We start from the raw sequence: 17,768 nt of genomic DNA, 5'->3' as shown, positions 1-17,768 counted from the left end.
CCGCGTAGGATCAAACGCTCTACACGGTCTGAACGATGCCCCTGATGCTGCAGAACATTCCCACCCACGTGATCGCCGGCCCCTTGGGCGCCGGCAAGACCAGCTTGATCAAGCACCTGCTCGCCCAACGCCCGGCCAACGAGCGCTGGGCGGTGTTGATCAACGAGTTCGGGCAGATCGGCCTGGATGCTGCGCTGCTGACCCGGGACGACGACGGCATTGCCCTCGGCGAAGTTGCCGGTGGCTGCCTGTGCTGTGTGAATGGAGCACCGTTCCAGGTAGGCCTGGGCCGCTTGCTGCGTAAGGCCAAGCCGGATCGTTTGTTTATCGAACCCTCGGGCCTGGGCCATCCTGCGCAGTTGCTCAAGCAGTTGCGCGAAGCGCCGTGGCAAGCGGTGCTGGCGGTCCAGCCCTGTGTGCTGGTGCTGGATGCCCAAGCACTGGCGGCGGGCAAGCCTTTGCCGGTGGCGCAGCAGGAGGCGCTGGCCAGTGCCGGGCTGTTGGTGTTGAACAAGGATGAGGCGCTGGATGCCACGCAGCGCCATGCGATCCAACGGCAGTTACCGGATTGTGCGATTTACTGGACACGCCAGGCGCAGTTGCCGCTGGCCCAGCTACCTGGCTTGAACGCAATTGCAGGCGCGGCTGTGGATAACTTCGCAGTGCCCAAGGGGCTGGCCCAACTGCCGGCGATCTGGAGCGATCCCGCGCAGCCCATTTGTTTGAGCCAGGCCCAGGAGGGCGGCTGGAGCATTGGTTGGCGCTGGCATCCAAGCCAGCTATTTGATCCTGAGCGTCTGGCGCTGTGGCTCAAAAGTCTTGAATGGCGCCGCGCCAAACTGGTTATCCACAGCCGTGATCGCTGGATTTCCGTTAATGCTGTGGATAACAGCTCGTTCACCTGGCAGCCCAGTGAATGGCGCCGCGACTCTCGTGTCGAACTGATCTTCAGCGCCCCACAGGACGTGGTCGCATTACAGGCCGCGCTCGCAGCCTGCCGTTACTGACGGTTCTTGGCCGCGTGGTCCTGCCGCCATTGGCTCAGCTCAATGACTTCAGCGCTGGGCAGCGCCTCCTTGGCCTCGAACGGGTAGGGCGCCAGTTCGATTTGCGCGCTGTGGGCGCCGAATTGGGTGATAGTCCCGCTGTGACGGGTCTCGCCCGTGACGGTGAACTCGAAATTGTAGATACGCGCCAGACGCCGCCGGCCATTGGCGTCTTTCACAAAACCGATGCGCTTCAACGCGACGGCACCGTCGAGCAATTCGATATCGAGCTTGGCGCAATGCTGCTTGACCCGCGCCAGCGCCCGCTCGCGTAGGCCGTGGTTGTGCCACACCCAGGCGGCGCCGGTCGCCAGCAGCATTAACACAAACATGTTTCCCAGGGTCAGCATGCGAAAAACTCCAACAAAGTGAGAGCAGCTTAACTGTGTCGCCGGTCTGTCGTACAGGCTGCGTTTAGTCGCATACTGCGCGGCCAGAATTTCAATGGCTTTACGGAAATCCCCTGCATGAAACGCACACCTCATCTGCTTGCGATCCAGTCTCATGTGGTCTTTGGCCACGCCGGAAACAGCGCCGCCGTGTTCCCCATGCAGCGGGTCGGGGTGAATGTCTGGCCGCTGAACACGGTGCAGTTCTCCAACCACACCCAGTATGGACAGTGGGCGGGCGAAGTGTTGGCACCGCAGCAAATTCCTGCGTTGGTGGAAGGCATTGCCGCCATCGGTGAGCTGGGCAATTGCGATGCAGTGCTGTCCGGCTACCTGGGCAGCGCGGACCAGGGCCGGGCGATTCTCACCGGCGTGGCGCGGATCAAAGCCATCAATCCCAAGGCCCTGTACCTGTGCGACCCGGTCATGGGCCATCCGGAAAAAGGCTGCATCGTGCCCCAGGACGTCAGCGATTTTCTGCTCGACGAAGCCGTTGCCATGGCCGATTTCCTGTGCCCCAACCAACTGGAACTGGACAGCTTTGCCGGGCGCAAGCCGCAGTCGCTGTTCGATTGCCTGGCGATGGCCAAGGCGTTGCTGGCACGCGGGCCAAAGGCCGTGCTGGTCAAACATTTGGATTACCCGGGCAAGTTGCCGGACGGCTTCGAGATGTTGTTGGTGACCGCCGACGGCAGTTGGCACCTGCGTCGGCCGCTGCTGGCCTTCCCGCGCCAACCGGTGGGCGTGGGCGACCTGACGTCGGGGTTGTTCCTGGCGCGAGTGTTGTTGGGCGACAGCCTGTTGGCCGCCTTTGAGTTCACCGCGGCGGCTGTGCACGAAGTGCTGCTGGAAACCCAGGCCTGCGCCAGTTATGAACTGGAGTTGGTGCGGGCTCAGGATCGTATCGCCCACCCACGCGTACGTTTTGAAGCCACGCCGATAGATCTATAAACACACAAAACCCAATGTGGGAGCAGGCAAGCCAGCTCCCACATTTTGATTGGGTTTACAGGTCGGGCTTTGCCGTGTCTCAGCCTTTGATTTCCTGGTAGCGCTTTTCCAGCTCCTGACGAATCTGCCGACGCTGTTGGGCCTGTACAAACCGGCGCTTGTCTTCGCTGTTCTGCGGTTGCAGCGGCGGCACGGCGGCCGGTTTGCGTTGGTCGTCGACGGCTACCATGGTGAAGAAGCAGCTGTTGGTGTGGCGCACAGAGCGTTCACGGATGTTCTCGGTCACCACTTTGATGCCCACTTCCATCGACGTATTGCCGGTGTAGTTGACCGACGCAAGGAACGTCACCAGTTCGCCGACATGGATCGGCTCGCGAAAAATCACCTGATCCACCGACAGCGTCACCACATAGCGACCGGCATAACGGCTTGCGCAGGCGTAGGCCACTTCGTCGAGGTACTTGAGCAGGGTGCCGCCGTGGACATTGCCTGAGAAGTTGGCCATGTCAGGGGTCATCAATACCGTCATCGACAGCTGGGCGTTTCCGGGTTCCATAGCACACTCACGGTTGTAGGCATTGGTTGGGGGCGCACCTCTGCGGGTGCTGGAATCTTTGCAGCGCCATCCTTTACGGGACGCCGGTGGTCGGCTTGCCGTCACGCCTGCACCGATCTGTTTCCATATATTGCACCGGCTTTCTGCGGGAAGTCGCGGTGTTAACCTCCAAAAGCCCATCCCAGGGCATTTCTTACGATAAAGGCAGACTTTTCCTTCCGAACTTTGCGACGTTTCATGTGCGCGAGCGGAAGTGGGAAAAGCGCCGGTACCCTCAAGGAGCCCCTCGCCATGCACGCCATCAGCTTTATCCAGGACTTGGCCGTGATCATGCTGGTGGCAGGGGTAGTCACTGTCCTGTTTCATCGCCTCAAGCAGCCGGTGGTGCTGGGTTACATCGTTGCCGGCTTCATCATCGGCCCCCACACCCCACCGTTCGGCCTGATCCACGACGAGGACACCATCAAGACCCTCGCCGAGCTCGGGGTGATCTTCCTGATGTTCTGCCTGGGCCTGGAGTTCAGCCTGCGCAAGTTGTTCAAGGTGGGTGCCACGGCGTTTATCGCGGCCTTCCTGGAAATCATCCTGATGATCTGGATCGGCTACGAGATCGGCCGCTGGTTTGACTGGAACACCATGGACTCGCTGTTCCTCGGCGCGATTCTGGCGATTTCCTCGACCACCATCATCGTCAAAGCCCTCAATGATTTGAAGATGAAGAACCAGCGTTTCGCGCAGCTGATTTTCGGCGTGCTGATCGTCGAGGACATTCTTGGCATTGGCATCATTGCCTTGCTGTCGAGCATCGCCGTCAGCGGTACGGTCAGCTCCGGCGAGGTGTTCTCCACGGTCGGCAAGCTCTCGCTGTTCATGATCGTTGCCTTGGTGATCGGCATCTTGCTGGTGCCGCGTCTGCTGGCTTATGTGGCCAAGTTCGAAAGCAACGAGATGCTGCTGATCACCGTGCTGGGCCTATGCTTCGGTTTCTGCCTGCTGGTGGTCAAGCTGGAATACAGCATGGTGTTGGGCGCGTTTTTGATTGGCGCGATCATGGCCGAGTCCAAGCAATTGATTAAGATCGAGCGCCTGATCGAGCCGGTTCGCGACATGTTCAGCGCGATCTTCTTTGTTGCGATTGGCCTGATGATCGACCCGCAGATCCTGTTGCAATACGCCTGGCCCATCGCGGTAATCACCGTGGCAGTGGTGCTCGGCAAGATGTTGTCCTGCGGCCTCGGCGCATTTATCGCCGGTAATGACGGCCGCACCTCACTGCGCGTGGGCATGGGGCTGTCACAGATTGGCGAGTTTTCCTTCATCATCGCCGCGCTGGGCATGACCTTGCAGGTGACCAGTGACTTCCTGTATCCGGTGGCGGTCGCCGTTTCGGCGATCACCACGCTGCTGACGCCTTACCTGATACGCGGTGCTGATCCGCTGTCGCTGAAGATCGCGGCGGTGATGCCCAAGCGCATGAGCCGGGTATTCGGTATGTACGGCGAGTGGCTGCGCAGCATTCAGCCTCAGGGCGAGGGCGCGATGCTGGCGTCGATGATCCGCAGAATCATCCTGCAAGTCGGCGTGAACCTGGCGCTGGTAATCGCGATTTTCTTCGCCGGCAGTTTTTTTGCGGCGCGCATTGGTGGGTATCTGGAAGGTTGGATCAATGATCCGAGCTGGCAGAAGGCATTGATCTGGGGCGGGGCGTTGCTGTTGTCGCTGCCGTTTTTGATTGCGGCTTACCGCAAGCTCAAGGCGCTGTCGATGTTGCTGGCGGAGATGAGCGTCAAGCCGGAAATGGCCGGGCGGCATACCCAGCGGGTGCGGCGTGTGATTGCCGAGCTGATCCCGATTCTGTCGCTGCTGGTGATCTTCCTGCTACTGGCAGCCTTGTCGGCCAGTATTCTGCCGACCAACAAGTTGCTGCTCCTGATTGCCGTAGTCACGGCGGCGGTGGCGGCGGTGCTCTGGCGCTGGTTCATCCGCGTGCATACGCGGATGCAGGTGGCTTTGCTGGAGACGCTGGATAACCACAAGGATACGCCGGAGCACTGATGGGGGCCGCACCGCGGCCCGGCGCGGGACAAGCCTGCTCACCACGGGGATCAGGTCTCAGCTTTCGAGCCAGACGTCCCGCGCCCAGTGCCAGACCGATTCCCACGTCTCTTCGGTGACGAGCTCTTCTTCGGCGGACCACAGCACCACGGTGCCGTCTTCTTCGACGCAGTAGTAGTCGTCGCCGTCCTGGCAGATCGGGATCAGGCTGCGGTCAACGCCCGCATCCCAGGCGTTAGCGGCCACGTCCGGCAGGTAGGTGTGGGATTGCGGGTCGGTGACGGTCACCGGCTCCAGGCTGCCGTATACAACATCGCTGACGGTCAGCAGGAATTCACGGAAGACAAACGGGATGTCGATGAACAGTTGTTCTTCGATTTCCACCAGTTGATCTTCGTCAGGCAGTTCCAGAGGAACCGGGACCGGTTCGTTGGCTTCACGCAATTGTTCGATGATTTCTTCCACGGCCGGGATCCTCTTGCTAGATGGCGCGGTTTATAGGGGCGTTTTATACAGTAGCTCGCTATAAGTGCAACCGTGAAATAGAAAACCCCGGACATGAGACATGTCCGGGGTTTTTTGTTACGGCTTGCAAGCGCGGGGGTATCAGCCGTTCTGGCGGATACCGGCGACCAGCCAAGGCTGGTTTTCGCCTTGAGGGCGTTCCATGTTCCAGCTTTCGCTGAACACTTCGCCCTGGTCGAAGCGCGAGGTCTTCGACACACCACTGAAGGTCAGGGTGGCGATGGTCTTGTCGGCGCGATCATCCACACCGTCCAGCTGTACGCGCAGGTCGTCGATGTAGGTCGACTGGAACGCGTCGCCGATCTCGGCGCGTTCGCGCTTGAGGAACTCCAGCAGTTGCGGGGTCACGAACTCGGCGATCTTGTCCATTTCGTTGGCGTCCCAGTGTTGCTGCAGGGACTGGAAGTGGCTACGGGCCGCTTCGACGAAACGCTCTTCGTTGAACCAGGCCGGTGCGTTGATCACCGGACGGGCCGCAGCAGGTGCTGCCGAACCACCGAAGATCGAACCCATGGCTGGCTTCTGCTCGAACACTTCACGCTGCATCGGCGCGCCGGCTGGAGCCATGTGCTCCTGCTGCTTGCGACGACGGGCGGCGATAAAACGGAAGACCAGGAAGGCGATGACGGCCATGATCAGGATGTCGAAGATCTGCATGCCCTGGAAGCCGCCGCCCATGAACATGGAAGCGAGCAGGCCACCGGCCGCGATGCCGGCCAGAGGGCCCAACCAGCGCGACGCACCGCCGGCCTTGGCCGCGGCGCCTGCAGCACCGGCTGCGCCTGCAGTAGCGGCAGCACCGCCTGCACCGGCGGATGGAGCCATTTGGCTGGTCTGGTGAGTCGGCGCCGCGCCCGAGCTTTTGCCGCCACCGAAGCGTTTGGCGTTGGCGTCGAGGCTCATCGTCAGGCCGATGCACAACGCCATGGCGATGCTAAGAAAACGTTTCATAAAGGGAATTCCCATTTGTGGATTGCACGCGCGCCATGTTGCACAGGTGTAGTGACAGTGGCTAGCGGCATAATGTTTCGGGCTTTTGCGTAAGACCGATTCCGAAAGGTCTGTAGGACTAATGGAAGATATTGGCCCGCGCTCGTTAAAAACAAGGGCGGGCCAATAAGCTTCATGTAGGCAAATGTTTCAGACGGCTTCGAGCTTCGCGTAACCCATCATCAGCCACTTGCTGCCTTCGGCGAAGTTCACCTGCACCCGTGCCTGGGCGCCGGCACCCTCGAAGTTGAGGATGACGCCTTCGCCGAACACGGAATGCCGGACCTGCTGGCCAAGGCTGAACTGGGTTTCCGGAATTTCGGAACCGGCAAACATGCTGCTGGAGTTCTGCTGCTGGCCACCGCCGAACGGGCGGCTGACGCTGTTGGACAGGCGCACTTCCTGGATCAGGCCCTTCGGCACTTCACGTACGAAGCGCGACACCTTGTTGTAGGTCTCGCTGCCGTACAGGCGTCGGGTCTCGGCGTAGGTCATTACCAGGTTCTGCATCGCCCGGGTGATGCCCACGTAGGCCAGGCGCCGTTCTTCTTCAAGGCGGCCGGGCTCTTCCAGGCTCATCTTGTGCGGGAACAGGCCTTCTTCCATGCCCACCAGGAATACATACGGGAACTCCAGGCCCTTGGCGCTGTGCAAGGTCATCAGCTGGATGCTGTCTTCATGCTCATCGGCCTGGGTGTCGCCGGCTTCCAGGGAGGCATGGCCGAGGAAAGCGGCGAGCGGTGTCAGCTCTTCGTCTTCCTCGGTGTTTTCGAACGCACGGGCGGCGCTGACCAGTTCCTCAAGGTTTTCTACCCGTGCCTGGCCTTTTTCGCCTTTTTCCGCTTCGTGATAGGCGATCAGCCCGGACTGCTCGATCACGGTCTGAGTCATCAAGTGCAGTGGCATTTCCATGCACTTGGCGGCCAGGTTCTCGATCAGCTCGACAAATACGCCCAGCGCACCGGCGGCACGGCCGGTCAGGCCTTTGTTGGCGATCAGCAAGCGCATCGCTTCCCACATCGACACATCGGCGTGGCGCGCATGGTCGCGGATCGCTTCGACGGTTTTTTCGCCGATGCCACGGGCCGGGATATTGATCACCCGCTCCAGCGCCGCATCGTTGCCGCGACCTTCCAGCAAGCGCAGGTAGGCCATGGCGTTCTTGATTTCGGCGCGCTCGAAGAAGCGCTGGCCGCCATAGATGCGGTACGGGATACGTTCGCGCAACAAGGCTTCTTCCAGTACCCGCGATTGGGCGTTGGAGCGATACAGGATGGCGATGTCGCTGCGTGAGAGGCCAGTTTTCAACGCGCTTTCGATGGTTTCCACCACGTAGCGCGCTTCATCATGCTCGTTGAAGGCGGCGTACAGGTTGATCGCTTCGCCTTCGCCGCCGTCGGTCCACAGTTCTTTACCCATGCGCCCGGTGTTGTTGGCGATCAAGGCGTTGGCGGCCTTGAGGATACCGGCGGTAGAGCGGTAGTTCTGCTCCAGGCGGATGGTGATCGCGTCCGGGAAGTCGTCGGAGTACTGGTAGATGTTCTCGATTTTCGCGCCGCGCCAGCCATAGATCGACTGGTCGTCGTCACCCACCACCATCAGGCTGTCGCCGCCCTTGGCCAGCAGGCGCAACCAGGCGTACTGCACGGCGTTGGTGTCCTGGAACTCATCCACCAGAATGTGGCGGAAGCGTTTCTGGTAATGGGCCAGCAAACCGGGGTTGTCGCGCCACAGGTCGAGGGCGCGCAGCAGCAACTCGGAGAAGTCGATCACGCCAGCGCGTGCGCAGGCAGCCTCGTAGGCTTCATAGATGCTGCGCATGGTCGCCAGGAACAAGTCGCCGCTGGCCTGGATATGCTGCGGGCGCAGGCCTTCGTCTTTCTGCCCGTTGATAAACCACTGCGCCTGGCGCACGGGCCAACGCTGTTCGTCGAGGCCCAGCTCGCGGATCACGCGCTTGACCAGGCGTTGCTGGTCATCGCTGTCGAGGATCTGGAAGGTCTGGGCGAGGCCTGCCTCCTGCCAATGGGCCCGCAGCAGGCGGTGCGCCAGGCCGTGGAAGGTGCCCACCCACATGCCGGCCGGGCTGATGCCCATCAGCTGTTCGATGCGGTGACGCATCTCGGCAGCGGCCTTGTTGGTGAACGTCACCGACAGGATGGAATGCGGGGACGCGTTTTCGACCTGGATCAACCAGGCGATACGGTGCACCAGCACTCGGGTTTTACCGGAGCCAGCACCGGCCAGGACCAACTGACGGCCAACGGGGGCCGCTACGGCCTGGCGTTGGGCATCGTTGAGGGAGTTAAGCAAAAGAGAGAGATCATCGCGCATCGGCGCATTCTAGGGTGCTGGGGGGAGTCGGGCAAATCCCAATGCCGGGTGGTCGATGGAAAATATCCGGCGCAGTCTGGGGCGGCTCAACATTCTGCCCAGGGTGATGACCGGTCGGTCAATGGCCACAGCCCGCGCAGGGTCTCGCTGAAGCTGTCTGGCGCCGAGCTTTGCGCCGTGTGACCGCGCAGTTTTATGACATGGAGCAGTTTGGCCCGGGCGCTTGCTTGTGTATGCTCCGTCGACGTTTCGGGCTCACCATTATAAGAACATTGCCTATGACCCTCAGCACCGACCTGCTTGGCCCCTCGATGGCGCCCGCGCAGGTTATCCGCAAACATTACGCCACTGAGATGGCGGTTGAGCGCACGCGCCTGCTGTATCAGGGCTCGCTGCTGCCGACCCTATTAATGTTGGTGAACGGCCTGGTCTGCGCCTGGCTGCTGTGGAATCCCAAGCAATACCTGTTGGACAGCATCTGGTTGGTCTGGCTACTGGCCCTGGTGGCCATGCGCGTTATCCAGGTGGCGGCCTTTGATTCAGCCATGCCCAGCCGTCAGGCCCAGCCAATCTGGCGGCGCATGTTCATGCTCGGCTCGGCGGTCAGTGGCCTGACGCTGGCAACTGCGGCCATCGCCCTGGCACCGGTGAACAGCTTCATGCAGCAAGCCTGGGTGTTCGGCCTGATCGGCGCTGCGACGTTGTCGGCCAGCGTGGCCTACGCCGTGAGCCTGCCGGCGTTTCTATCCTTCGCCGTGCCGTGCCTGGTGCCGTCCATTGTCTACTTGTTGTGGGATGGCAGCCCGCAGCAACAAGGCTGGGGTGTACTCGGCCTGATCCTGCTGGTGTCGCTGAACCTGGTGGCCTGGCAGGTCAACCGCCTGATCCAGCGTGAACTCCTGCGGCGTTTCCAGAACCAGGCCTTGATCGAGCATCTCCAGCAGGCGCAGCAGCGCAGCGAGCAGTTGAATCAGGACTTGGTGCGTGAAGTCGAGCAGCGTCGTCAGGTCGAGCAGGAGCTTCGTGAAGCTCAGATCGGCCTGCAGGACCGCGTGGCGCAACGCAGCCAGGAACTGGACGTCGCCAGCCTTGCGCTGAATAAGAGCGAAGCGCGCCTGGCCATGGCCCTGCAAGCCAGCGAACTCGGCCTGTGGGACTGGAACCTGCAAACCGACGAAGTCCACCACACCCAGCTTAAAGAGTTGTTCGGCCTGGAGCCGGAGTACGTCACGGCCATGCTCGGCCACCTCAAGCCGCGCCTGCATCCGGATGACTTGCCGCTGCTCAAGCGTGCGCTGGTGGAACACCTCAAGGGGCGCACCGAGGATTACCAGGTGGAATACCGCGTGCGCCATGGCGATGGGCACTGGGTGTGGATCGAAGACCGTGGCCGCGCGGTGGAGCGTGCGCCCAGTGGGCGCGTGATTCGAATGCTCGGCACGCGGCGTGACATCAGCGCCGGCAAGGCCCTTGAAGAACAACAACGGCTGGCCTCGACCGTATTTGAAGCCGCCAGCGAAGGCATCGTGATCCTCGATCCGAATTACGCGCTGATCGCGGTCAACCAGGCTTTCAGTCGCGTCACCGGCTTTGACATCGACGACATGCTCGGTCGCAACGTGGTAGAGCTACCCAGCAGCCGCGATGCCCGGCGTCACTTCCCGGTGATCCGCCAAGCCTTGCTCAGCCACGGCACCTGGCAGGGCGAACTGGTGGAAACACGCAAGAACGGCGAGCTTTATCCGCAGTGGCTGCAACTGAATGTGGTGCGCGATGTTCGCGGAAACGTCAGTCATATCGTGGGCTTCTTCGCTGATCTGTCGGCGCGGCGCGAGTCCGAGGAGCGCATGCGCTACCTCACCCATTACGACGAGTTGACCGGGTTGGCGAACCGCTCGCTGTTCCGCGAACGCTTGCGCGAAGCCCACCAGCGCGTGCGCCAGGGCGGGCGCAGCCTGGCGTTGCTGCATATCAATCTGGATCGCTTCAAGCTGCTCAATGACAGCCTGGGCCATGAAGTGGCGGACCAGTTGCTGCAAAAAATGGCGCGCCGGTTGATCAACGCCTTGCCCGAAGCCGACACCATTGCACGCCTGTCCGGCGATGAATTTGCCGTGTTGTTCGACGCCTACGGCAGCCTGTCGAGCCTGGCGCGGGTAGCCACGCGGCTGCTGGCCAAGCTGCGGGTACCCGTGACGGTGGAGGGGCATGAGCTGGTGGTCAGTGCCTCAATGGGCGTCAGCCTGCTGCCCGACAATGCGCGGGAAATTTCCGAGCTGGTCAGCCAATCAAACATGGCCATGCAACACGCCAAGCACTTGGGCGGCAACAACTTCCAGTTCTACACCGACAGCCTGCAAGCCAGCACCCTAGAGCGTCTGCAGTTGGAAAACCATCTGCGTAAAGCCATTGATGAGCGCCAGCTTTCGGTGTTCTACCAACCGAAGCTGTGCCTGGTCACGGGCAGGCTGAACGCTGCCGAGGCGTTGGTTCGTTGGGAGCACCCGCAGTGGGGGATGGTGCCGCCCTGCGACTTTATCGGCCTGGCCGAAGAAACGGGTCTGATCGTGCCGCTGGGCGAATTCGTGTTGCGCCAGGCTTGTTGGCAAGCCTGTGAATGGCAGCGCCAGGGGTTGGCGCCGATTCGGGTGTCGGTGAACCTGTCGGTGCACCAGTTACGCCAGGGCAAGCTGGTCAGCCTGGTGCGTCAGGTGCTGGAAGAAACCGGCCTGGACCCGCAATACCTGGAGCTGGAACTGACTGAGAGCCAACTGCTCGACAGCGTCGAACACATCATCGCCACCTTCCAGCAGCTGCGGGACCTGGGGGTGAAGCTGGCCATCGACGACTTTGGCACGGGTTATTCGTCCCTCAGCTACCTCAAGCGCATCCCTGTGGACTACGTAAAGATCGACCAGACCTTTATTCGTGGGCTTGGGCAAGGGCGCGAGGATGCAGCCATCACCCGAGCCATCATCGCCATGGCCCACGGCTTGGCACTCAAGGTCGTGGCCGAAGGCGTGGAAGATCAGCAGCAGTTGGATTTCCTGCGGGCGGAGCGTTGTGACGAAGTGCAGGGCTATTTGATCAGCCGCCCCATGCAGGCTGACGGGCTGGCGGATTTGTTACGGAAAAATGCAGATTTTCCTTAGCGACGCCAAGGGCGCCCGAGTGGCTACAAAGCTCCTGGCCTTTGAATATCAGGGGGTCAGGGCAATTTAGTGATGCGTCGGACGGGCAAAACGACAATTCTTGTAGTATAACTACAAGCTTGCTACATCCCCTGGCCCTGCCAATAACAAGAGTCCGTCCTTTGAACCTGTTGCAACATATCGCCCAGTCGCGCCACCTGTTACGCAAATCGGAACTCAAGGTTGCCGATCACGTGCTGCTTGACCCTGCGGCTGTGATGCACAGTTCCATGGCCGACCTGGCCCACAGCGTGGGTATCAGCGAACCGACCATCGTGCGCTTCTGCCGAGCCATCGGTTGCTCCGGGTTCCAGGACTTGAAACTCAAGCTGGCCCAGAGCCTGGCCGCCGGTGCCAGCTTCGGGCAGTTTGCGATTCACGAAGACGACTCCGTCGCCGACTACAGCCTCAAGATCTTCGACACCACCTTGCACACCCTCATGGAAGTGCGTGAGAAACTCGACCCGGTGGAGCTGCAAAAGGCTGTGACGGCCATGTCCCAGGCCCAGCGTGTGGAGTTCTACGGTTTTGGTGCGTCCGGCGCGGTGGCGGCAGATGCCCAGCACAAATTCTTTCGCTTGCTGCTGACGGCGGCGGCCTACAGCGACCCGCACATGCAGGCGATGTCGGCGGTGACCTTGAAGCCGACCGACGTAGCGATCTGTATTTCCCAGTCCGGCCGTTCCAAAGACCTGCTGATCACCGCCAACCTGGTGCGTGAAAGCGGCGCGTCGTTGATCACCTTGTGCCCGAGCCAGACACCATTGGCCGAACTGTCCACGGTCAACCTGGCGATTGACGTGCATGAAGACACCGAAATCTACACCCCGCTGACCTCGCGCATTGCCCACCTGGTAGTGATCGACGTGCTGGCGATGGGCGTGGCCATGGCGCGCGGGCCGAGCCTGGTCAACCACCTCAAGAGTGTGAAGCGCAGCTTGCGCAGCCTGCGGTTGTCGCCCAAGTCCGTCAAAGCCCTCGACGACTAAAAACTGTACACAGATCCAAATGTGGGAGGGGGTTTGCCCCCTCCCACATTGGCATCTCCTGTGTATCCAGAATCTTCATCAGGTTGTCATCGCCACGTCATCCGCCAACGCCATTCTGAACTCCCGTACTCGCATTGGGAGATTCCAAATGGCCCGTCCCTACGAAGACAGCAACAGCGCCGTAAAAACCCGTCGTCAGCAGGAAGACCAGCGCCGCATGGCGTTCCGTCGCGCAATTGAAGACCGTTGCCAGGAGCGCCAACTGCTCCAGAGCATCAGTGATTACCCGGAACTCCACTGGCAGGCACCCGCGGCTGCCCAGCGAAGCGTTCAGCCAGCGCGCTGATCTGCACCCGCTCGCTGCGGATAAAGCCCAGGAACGCATGGGCCACCGGTGACAGGCGCTTGGCCTTGGCCTGCACCAGGCACCAGCTGCGGTACAGCGGCAGCTCCTCCACCGGCAGCTCCTTGAGCCCGCCGGTGGCCAGTTCCATATTCACCGCATGCCGCGTCAGCAAGGCCACACCCAGGCCTGCGCAGACGCATTCGCGCTGAGCCTCGGCCGAGGCCACTTCCACCGTCTGGGTGAAGTGCACACGTTTCTCCTTGAAGTATTCCTCGCAGGCCATTCGCGTGCCGGAGCCCGGTTCACGGATGAGCAGGGTGTAGGGTTCCAGGTCTTGCAGACGCAGCGGTCCTTGCAGGCTCAAGGGATGATCCGGCAGTGCCACCGCGACAATCGGGTTGTTGAGAAACGGCAGGAATTCCAGGCCCATGTCCTGGGGCACCATGGACATGATCACCAGGTCGTCGCGGTTGTCGGAAAGCCGCCGGATCACCTGGGCGCGGTTGACCACCGTCAGGTGCAGTTGCACTTCTGGATGCTGGCGCTTGAACGCGGCAAACAGATGCGGCACGAAGTACTTGGCGCTGGACTCAATCGCGAGCTTCAGTTGGCCTTGCAGTGAACCTTGCATGTCCGACAGCTGCATATCGAGGTTTTCCAGGCGCCCGAAAATGTCGCGGCTGGCCCGTTGCAGCGCTTCAGCAGCCTCGGTCATGTAGAGTTTTTTGCCGACATAATCGAACAACGGCTGGCCGATCAGCTCCTCCAGCTGCCGAATTTGCAGGCTCACGGCTGGTTGCGTGAGGGACATTTCCTCGGCGGCGCGGCTGTATGAACGCAAATCGCACACTTCGTTGAAAACCTGCAATTGACGCAATGTCATACGCATCAATGACTTACGCATAATTCAAATACCTATCCCGGCCGTAATGCGCTGACTATAAGTCTTTACTTATACACAACCCAATAATTATTGATTTTTGTTAATCCCTGTTGGGGCTTAGTGTGTGTCTCGCGACTGTCATGAAACATTTAGTCACGCGCCGACCCGGCTCCAGCGGGTCGAAGAACGCAGCAATCGGCTCAAGGGAATTTCCAAGTGATAAAAAAGATCCTGATCGCCAACCGTGGTGAAATTGCCGTACGCATCGTGCGTGCCTGCGCCGAGATGGGCATTCGCTCGGTCGCGGTCTATTCCGACGCCGACCGCCACGCGTTGCACGTTAAACGTGCCGACGAAGCCCACAGCATCGGTGCCGAGCCTCTAGCCGGTTACCTGAACCCGCGCAAGCTGGTGAACCTGGCCGTGGAAACCGGTTGTGATGCGCTGCACCCCGGCTACGGCTTCCTGTCGGAAAACGCCGAACTGGCAGACATCTGCGCCGAACGTGGGATCAAGTTCATCGGCCCGTCCGCTGAAGTGATTCGCCGCATGGGCGACAAGACCGAAGCGCGCCGCAGCATGATCAAGGCCGGTGTACCGGTGACTCCGGGTACCGAAGGCAACGTCGCCGACATCGCCGAAGCCCTCACCGAAGGCGACCGCATTGGTTACCCGGTGATGCTCAAGGCCACTTCCGGTGGTGGCGGTCGCGGGATTCGGCGTTGCAACAGTCGCGAAGAACTTGAACAAGCCTTCCCCCGCGTTATCTCCGAAGCCACCAAGGCGTTCGGTTCGGCGGAAGTGTTCCTGGAAAAATGCATCGTCAATCCCAAGCACATCGAGGCGCAGATCCTCGGTGACAGCTTTGGCAACGTGGTGCACCTGTTCGAGCGTGATTGCTCGATCCAGCGCCGCAACCAGAAGCTTATCGAAATTGCCCCAAGCCCACAGTTGACCCCTGAACAGCGCGCCTACATCGGCGACCTGTCGGTGCGTGCCGCCAAGGCCGTGGGCTACGAGAACGCCGGTACCGTGGAGTTCCTGCTCGCCGAGGGCGAGGTGTACTTCATGGAGATGAACACCCGGGTGCAGGTGGAACACACCATCACCGAGGAAATCACAGGGATCGACATCGTTCGTGAGCAGATCCGCATTGCCTCGGGCCTGCCGCTGTCGGTGAAGCAGGAAGACATCCAGCACCGTGGCTTTGCGTTGCAGTTCCGTATCAACGCCGAAGACCCGAAGAACAACTTCCTCCCCAGCTTCGGCAAGATCACCCGTTATTACGCGCCCGGCGGCCCCGGCGTGCGCACCGACACAGCGATCTACACCGGCTACACCATCCCGCCGTTCTACGATTCCATGTGCCTCAAATTGGTGGTGTGGGCGTTGACCTGGGAAGAAGCCATGGACCGCGGCCTGCGTGCCCTGGACGACATGCGCCTGCAAGGCGTGAAGACCACCGCCGCCTACTACCAGGAAATTCTGCGCAATCCGGAATTCCGCAGCGGCCAGTTCAACACCAGCTTTGTGGAAAGCCACCCTGAGCTGACCAACTACTCGATCAAGCGCAAACCCGAAGAGCTGGCCCTGGCCATCGCCGCCGCCATCGCCGCCCACGCAGGCCTGTGAGGAATACAACAATGTCCAAGAAAATCTTTGTCACCGACACCATCCTGCGCGACGCTCATCAATCGTTGCTGGCGACCCGCATGCGCACTGACGACATGCTGCCGATCTGCGACAAGCTCGACAAAGTCGGCTACTGGTCCCTGGAAGTCTGGGGCGGCGCGACCTTCGACGCCTGCGTACGCTTTTTGAAAGAAGACCCGTGGGAGCGCCTGCGCCAACTGCGCGCCGCGTTGCCTAACACCCGCCTGCAAATGCTGCTGCGTGGCCAGAACCTGCTGGGCTACCGCCACTACAGCGACGATGTGGTCAAGGCCTTCGTCGCCAAAGCCGCCGTGAATGGCATCGACGTGTTCCGCATCTTCGATGCCATGAACGACGTGCGGAACCTGCGCGTGGCCATCGAAGCGGTGAAAGCCGCCGGCAAACATGCCCAGGGCACCATCGCCTACACCACCAGCCCGGTGCACACCATTGATGCGTTTGTGGCCCAGGCCAAGCAGTTGGAATCCATGGGGTGCGACTCGATCGCGATCAAGGACATGGCCGGCCTGCTGACGCCGTACGCCACCGGCGAACTGGTCAAGGCGCTGAAGGCCGAGCAGAACCTGCCGATCTTCATCCACTCCCACGACACCGCCGGCCTGGCTGCGATGTGCCAACTCAAGGCCATCGAAAACGGTGCCGACCATATCGACACCGCCATCTCCAGCTTCGCCTGGGGCACCAGCCACCCGGGTACCGAGTCGATGGTCGCCGCCCTTAAAGGCAGCGAATTCGACACCGGCCTCGACCTGGAGCTGCTGCAAGAGATCGGCCTGTACTTCTATGCCGTGCGCAAAAAGTACCACCAGTTCGAAAGTGAATTCACCGCGGTCGACACCCGTGTGCAAGTCAACCAGGTACCGGGCGGGATGATCTCCAACCTGGCCAACCAGTTGAAAGAGCAGGGCGCCCTCAACCGTATGAGCGAAGTGCTGGCCGAAATCCCGCGTGTGCGTGAAGACCTCGGCTTCCCGCCGCTGGTGACGCCAACGTCGCAGATCGTCGGCACCCAGGCGTTCTTCAACGTGCTGGCCGGTGAGCGCTACAAGACCATCACCAACGAAGTGAAGCTCTACCTGCAAGGCGGCTACGGCAAAGCGCCGGGCACCGTTAACGAGAAGCTGCGTCGCCAGGCCATCGGCAGCGAAGAAGTGATCGACGTGCGCCCGGCCGACCTGCTCAAGCCGGAAATGACCAAGCTGCGCGGTGAAATCGGCGCACTGGCCAAGTCCGAAGAAGACGTGCTGACCTACGCGATGTTCCCGGATATCGGGCGCAAGTTCCTCGAAGAGCGCGATGCCGGCACCTTGGCCCCCGAAGTGCTGCTGCCGATCCCTGAAGCCGGCGGCGTAGCCCGTGCCGGTGGTGAAGGTGTGCCGACCGAGTTCGTCATTGATGTGCACGGCGAAAGCTACCGCGTGGACATTACCGGTGTCGGCGTGAAAGCCGAAGGCAAGCGTCACTTCTACCTGTCCATCGACGGCATGCCGGAAGAAGTGGTGTTCGAACCGCTCAACGAATTTGTCGGCGGCGGCAGCAGCAAGCGCAAGCAGGCCAGCGAGCCGGGCCATGTCAGCACGGCGATGCCGGGCAATATCGTCGACGTGCTGGTCAAGGAAGGCGACGTGGTCAAGGCCGGTCAGGCTGTGTTGATCACCGAAGCCATGAAGATGGAAACCGAAGTGCAGGCATCGATTGCCGGCAAGGTAACCGCCGTTCATGTGGCCAAGGGCGACCGGGTGAACCCTGGCGAAATCCTGATTGAAATCGAAGGCTGATACAGCCTTCGACACTACCGTTTAATCCTCGGGGGGGCATGTGCCCCCCTTTTTTTTCGCC

Annotated in this window: 14 protein-coding genes; 8 read left to right on the top strand and 6 right to left on the bottom strand. The window is 61.0% G+C overall.

Annotated features, from left to right (window positions below; translation table 11 throughout):
• Positions 1–44: 44 nt before the first annotated feature.
• Positions 45–1,007, top strand: coding sequence for a GTP-binding protein (locus AOA60_RS21160; protein ID WP_099586243.1), 963 nt, complete (start codon positions 45–47; stop codon positions 1,005–1,007).
• On the opposite strand, the gene AOA60_RS21155 is transcribed toward AOA60_RS21160, so the two are convergent.
• On the bottom strand, positions 1,001–1,396 hold the full coding sequence (locus tag AOA60_RS21155) for a DUF3301 domain-containing protein (protein ID WP_099586085.1): 396 nt from the start codon (positions 1,394–1,396) through the stop codon (positions 1,001–1,003). The two genes, AOA60_RS21160 and AOA60_RS21155, sit on opposite strands and share 7 nt — an antisense overlap.
• Before the next feature lie 117 nt (positions 1,397–1,513).
• On the opposite strand from AOA60_RS21155, the gene pdxY reads away from it, so the two are divergent.
• Positions 1,514–2,386, top strand: coding sequence for a pyridoxal kinase PdxY (gene pdxY / locus AOA60_RS21150; RefSeq protein WP_099586084.1), 873 nt, complete (start codon positions 1,514–1,516; stop codon positions 2,384–2,386).
• Between the two features lie 79 nt (positions 2,387–2,465).
• Here pdxY and AOA60_RS21145 read toward each other — a convergent pair whose 3' ends face one another.
• Positions 2,466–2,942: an acyl-CoA thioesterase gene (locus AOA60_RS21145; RefSeq protein WP_028618540.1), complete on the bottom strand. Its 477-nt coding sequence runs from the start codon at positions 2,940–2,942 to the stop codon at positions 2,466–2,468.
• Positions 2,943–3,233: 291 nt separating this feature from the next.
• On the opposite strand from AOA60_RS21145, the gene AOA60_RS21140 reads away from it, so the two are divergent.
• Positions 3,234–4,997, top strand: a complete 1,764-nt coding sequence (locus AOA60_RS21140) for a cation:proton antiporter (RefSeq protein WP_099586083.1) — start codon at positions 3,234–3,236, stop codon at positions 4,995–4,997.
• A gap of 57 nt (positions 4,998–5,054) precedes the next feature.
• Here AOA60_RS21140 and AOA60_RS21135 read toward each other — a convergent pair whose 3' ends face one another.
• The 3 genes from AOA60_RS21135 to uvrD form a co-directional block, all read right to left on the bottom strand.
• Positions 5,055–5,462: an SMI1/KNR4 family protein gene (locus AOA60_RS21135; protein ID WP_099586082.1), complete on the bottom strand. Its 408-nt coding sequence runs from the start codon at positions 5,460–5,462 to the stop codon at positions 5,055–5,057.
• Between the two features lie 141 nt (positions 5,463–5,603).
• Positions 5,604–6,473: a Tim44 domain-containing protein gene (locus tag AOA60_RS21130; RefSeq protein ID WP_099586081.1), complete on the bottom strand. Its 870-nt coding sequence runs from the start codon at positions 6,471–6,473 to the stop codon at positions 5,604–5,606.
• A gap of 189 nt (positions 6,474–6,662) precedes the next feature.
• The gene (gene uvrD, locus AOA60_RS21125) at positions 6,663–8,846 is read right to left on the bottom strand and encodes a DNA helicase II (protein ID WP_099586080.1); all 2,184 of its coding nucleotides are present in this window, start codon (positions 8,844–8,846) and stop codon (positions 6,663–6,665) included.
• A 278-nt stretch (positions 8,847–9,124) separates the two neighbouring features.
• On the opposite strand from uvrD, the gene AOA60_RS21120 reads away from it, so the two are divergent.
• The 3 genes from AOA60_RS21120 (at position 9,125) to AOA60_RS21110 (ending at position 13,372) form a co-directional block, all read left to right on the top strand.
• The gene (locus tag AOA60_RS21120; RefSeq protein ID WP_099586079.1) at positions 9,125–11,998 is read left to right on the top strand and encodes an EAL domain-containing protein; all 2,874 of its coding nucleotides are present in this window, start codon (positions 9,125–9,127) and stop codon (positions 11,996–11,998) included.
• Positions 11,999–12,159: 161 nt separating this feature from the next.
• Positions 12,160–13,026, top strand: coding sequence for a transcriptional regulator HexR (hexR, locus tag AOA60_RS21115; RefSeq protein WP_003177007.1), 867 nt, complete (start codon positions 12,160–12,162; stop codon positions 13,024–13,026).
• Between the two features lie 148 nt (positions 13,027–13,174).
• A complete protein-coding gene (locus AOA60_RS21110; protein WP_099586078.1) occupies positions 13,175–13,372 on the top strand; it encodes a PA3496 family putative envelope integrity protein in 198 nt (65 codons plus the stop codon).
• Here AOA60_RS21110 and AOA60_RS21105 read toward each other — a convergent pair.
• Positions 13,302–14,276 carry a LysR family transcriptional regulator gene (locus tag AOA60_RS21105; protein WP_099586077.1) on the bottom strand — a complete coding sequence of 325 codons (975 nt, stop codon included), beginning with the start codon at positions 14,274–14,276 and terminating at the stop codon, positions 13,302–13,304. The genes AOA60_RS21110 and AOA60_RS21105 overlap by 71 nt on opposite strands.
• Before the next feature lie 195 nt (positions 14,277–14,471).
• On the opposite strand from AOA60_RS21105, the gene AOA60_RS21100 reads away from it, so the two are divergent.
• The gene (locus tag AOA60_RS21100; protein ID WP_003213442.1) at positions 14,472–15,887 is read left to right on the top strand and encodes an acetyl-CoA carboxylase biotin carboxylase subunit; all 1,416 of its coding nucleotides are present in this window, start codon (positions 14,472–14,474) and stop codon (positions 15,885–15,887) included.
• A gap of 11 nt (positions 15,888–15,898) precedes the next feature.
• The gene (oadA, locus tag AOA60_RS21095; protein WP_099586076.1) at positions 15,899–17,707 is read left to right on the top strand and encodes a sodium-extruding oxaloacetate decarboxylase subunit alpha; all 1,809 of its coding nucleotides are present in this window, start codon (positions 15,899–15,901) and stop codon (positions 17,705–17,707) included.
• Positions 17,708–17,768 lie beyond the last annotated feature (61 nt).

The organism is Pseudomonas sp. 2822-17 (assembly GCF_002742485.1).
Lineage (GTDB): Bacteria > Pseudomonadota > Gammaproteobacteria > Pseudomonadales > Pseudomonadaceae > Aquipseudomonas > Aquipseudomonas cyclaminis.
Note: the sequence above shows the minus strand (reverse complement) of the source record. Positions and strands in the feature narration are given on the sequence as shown.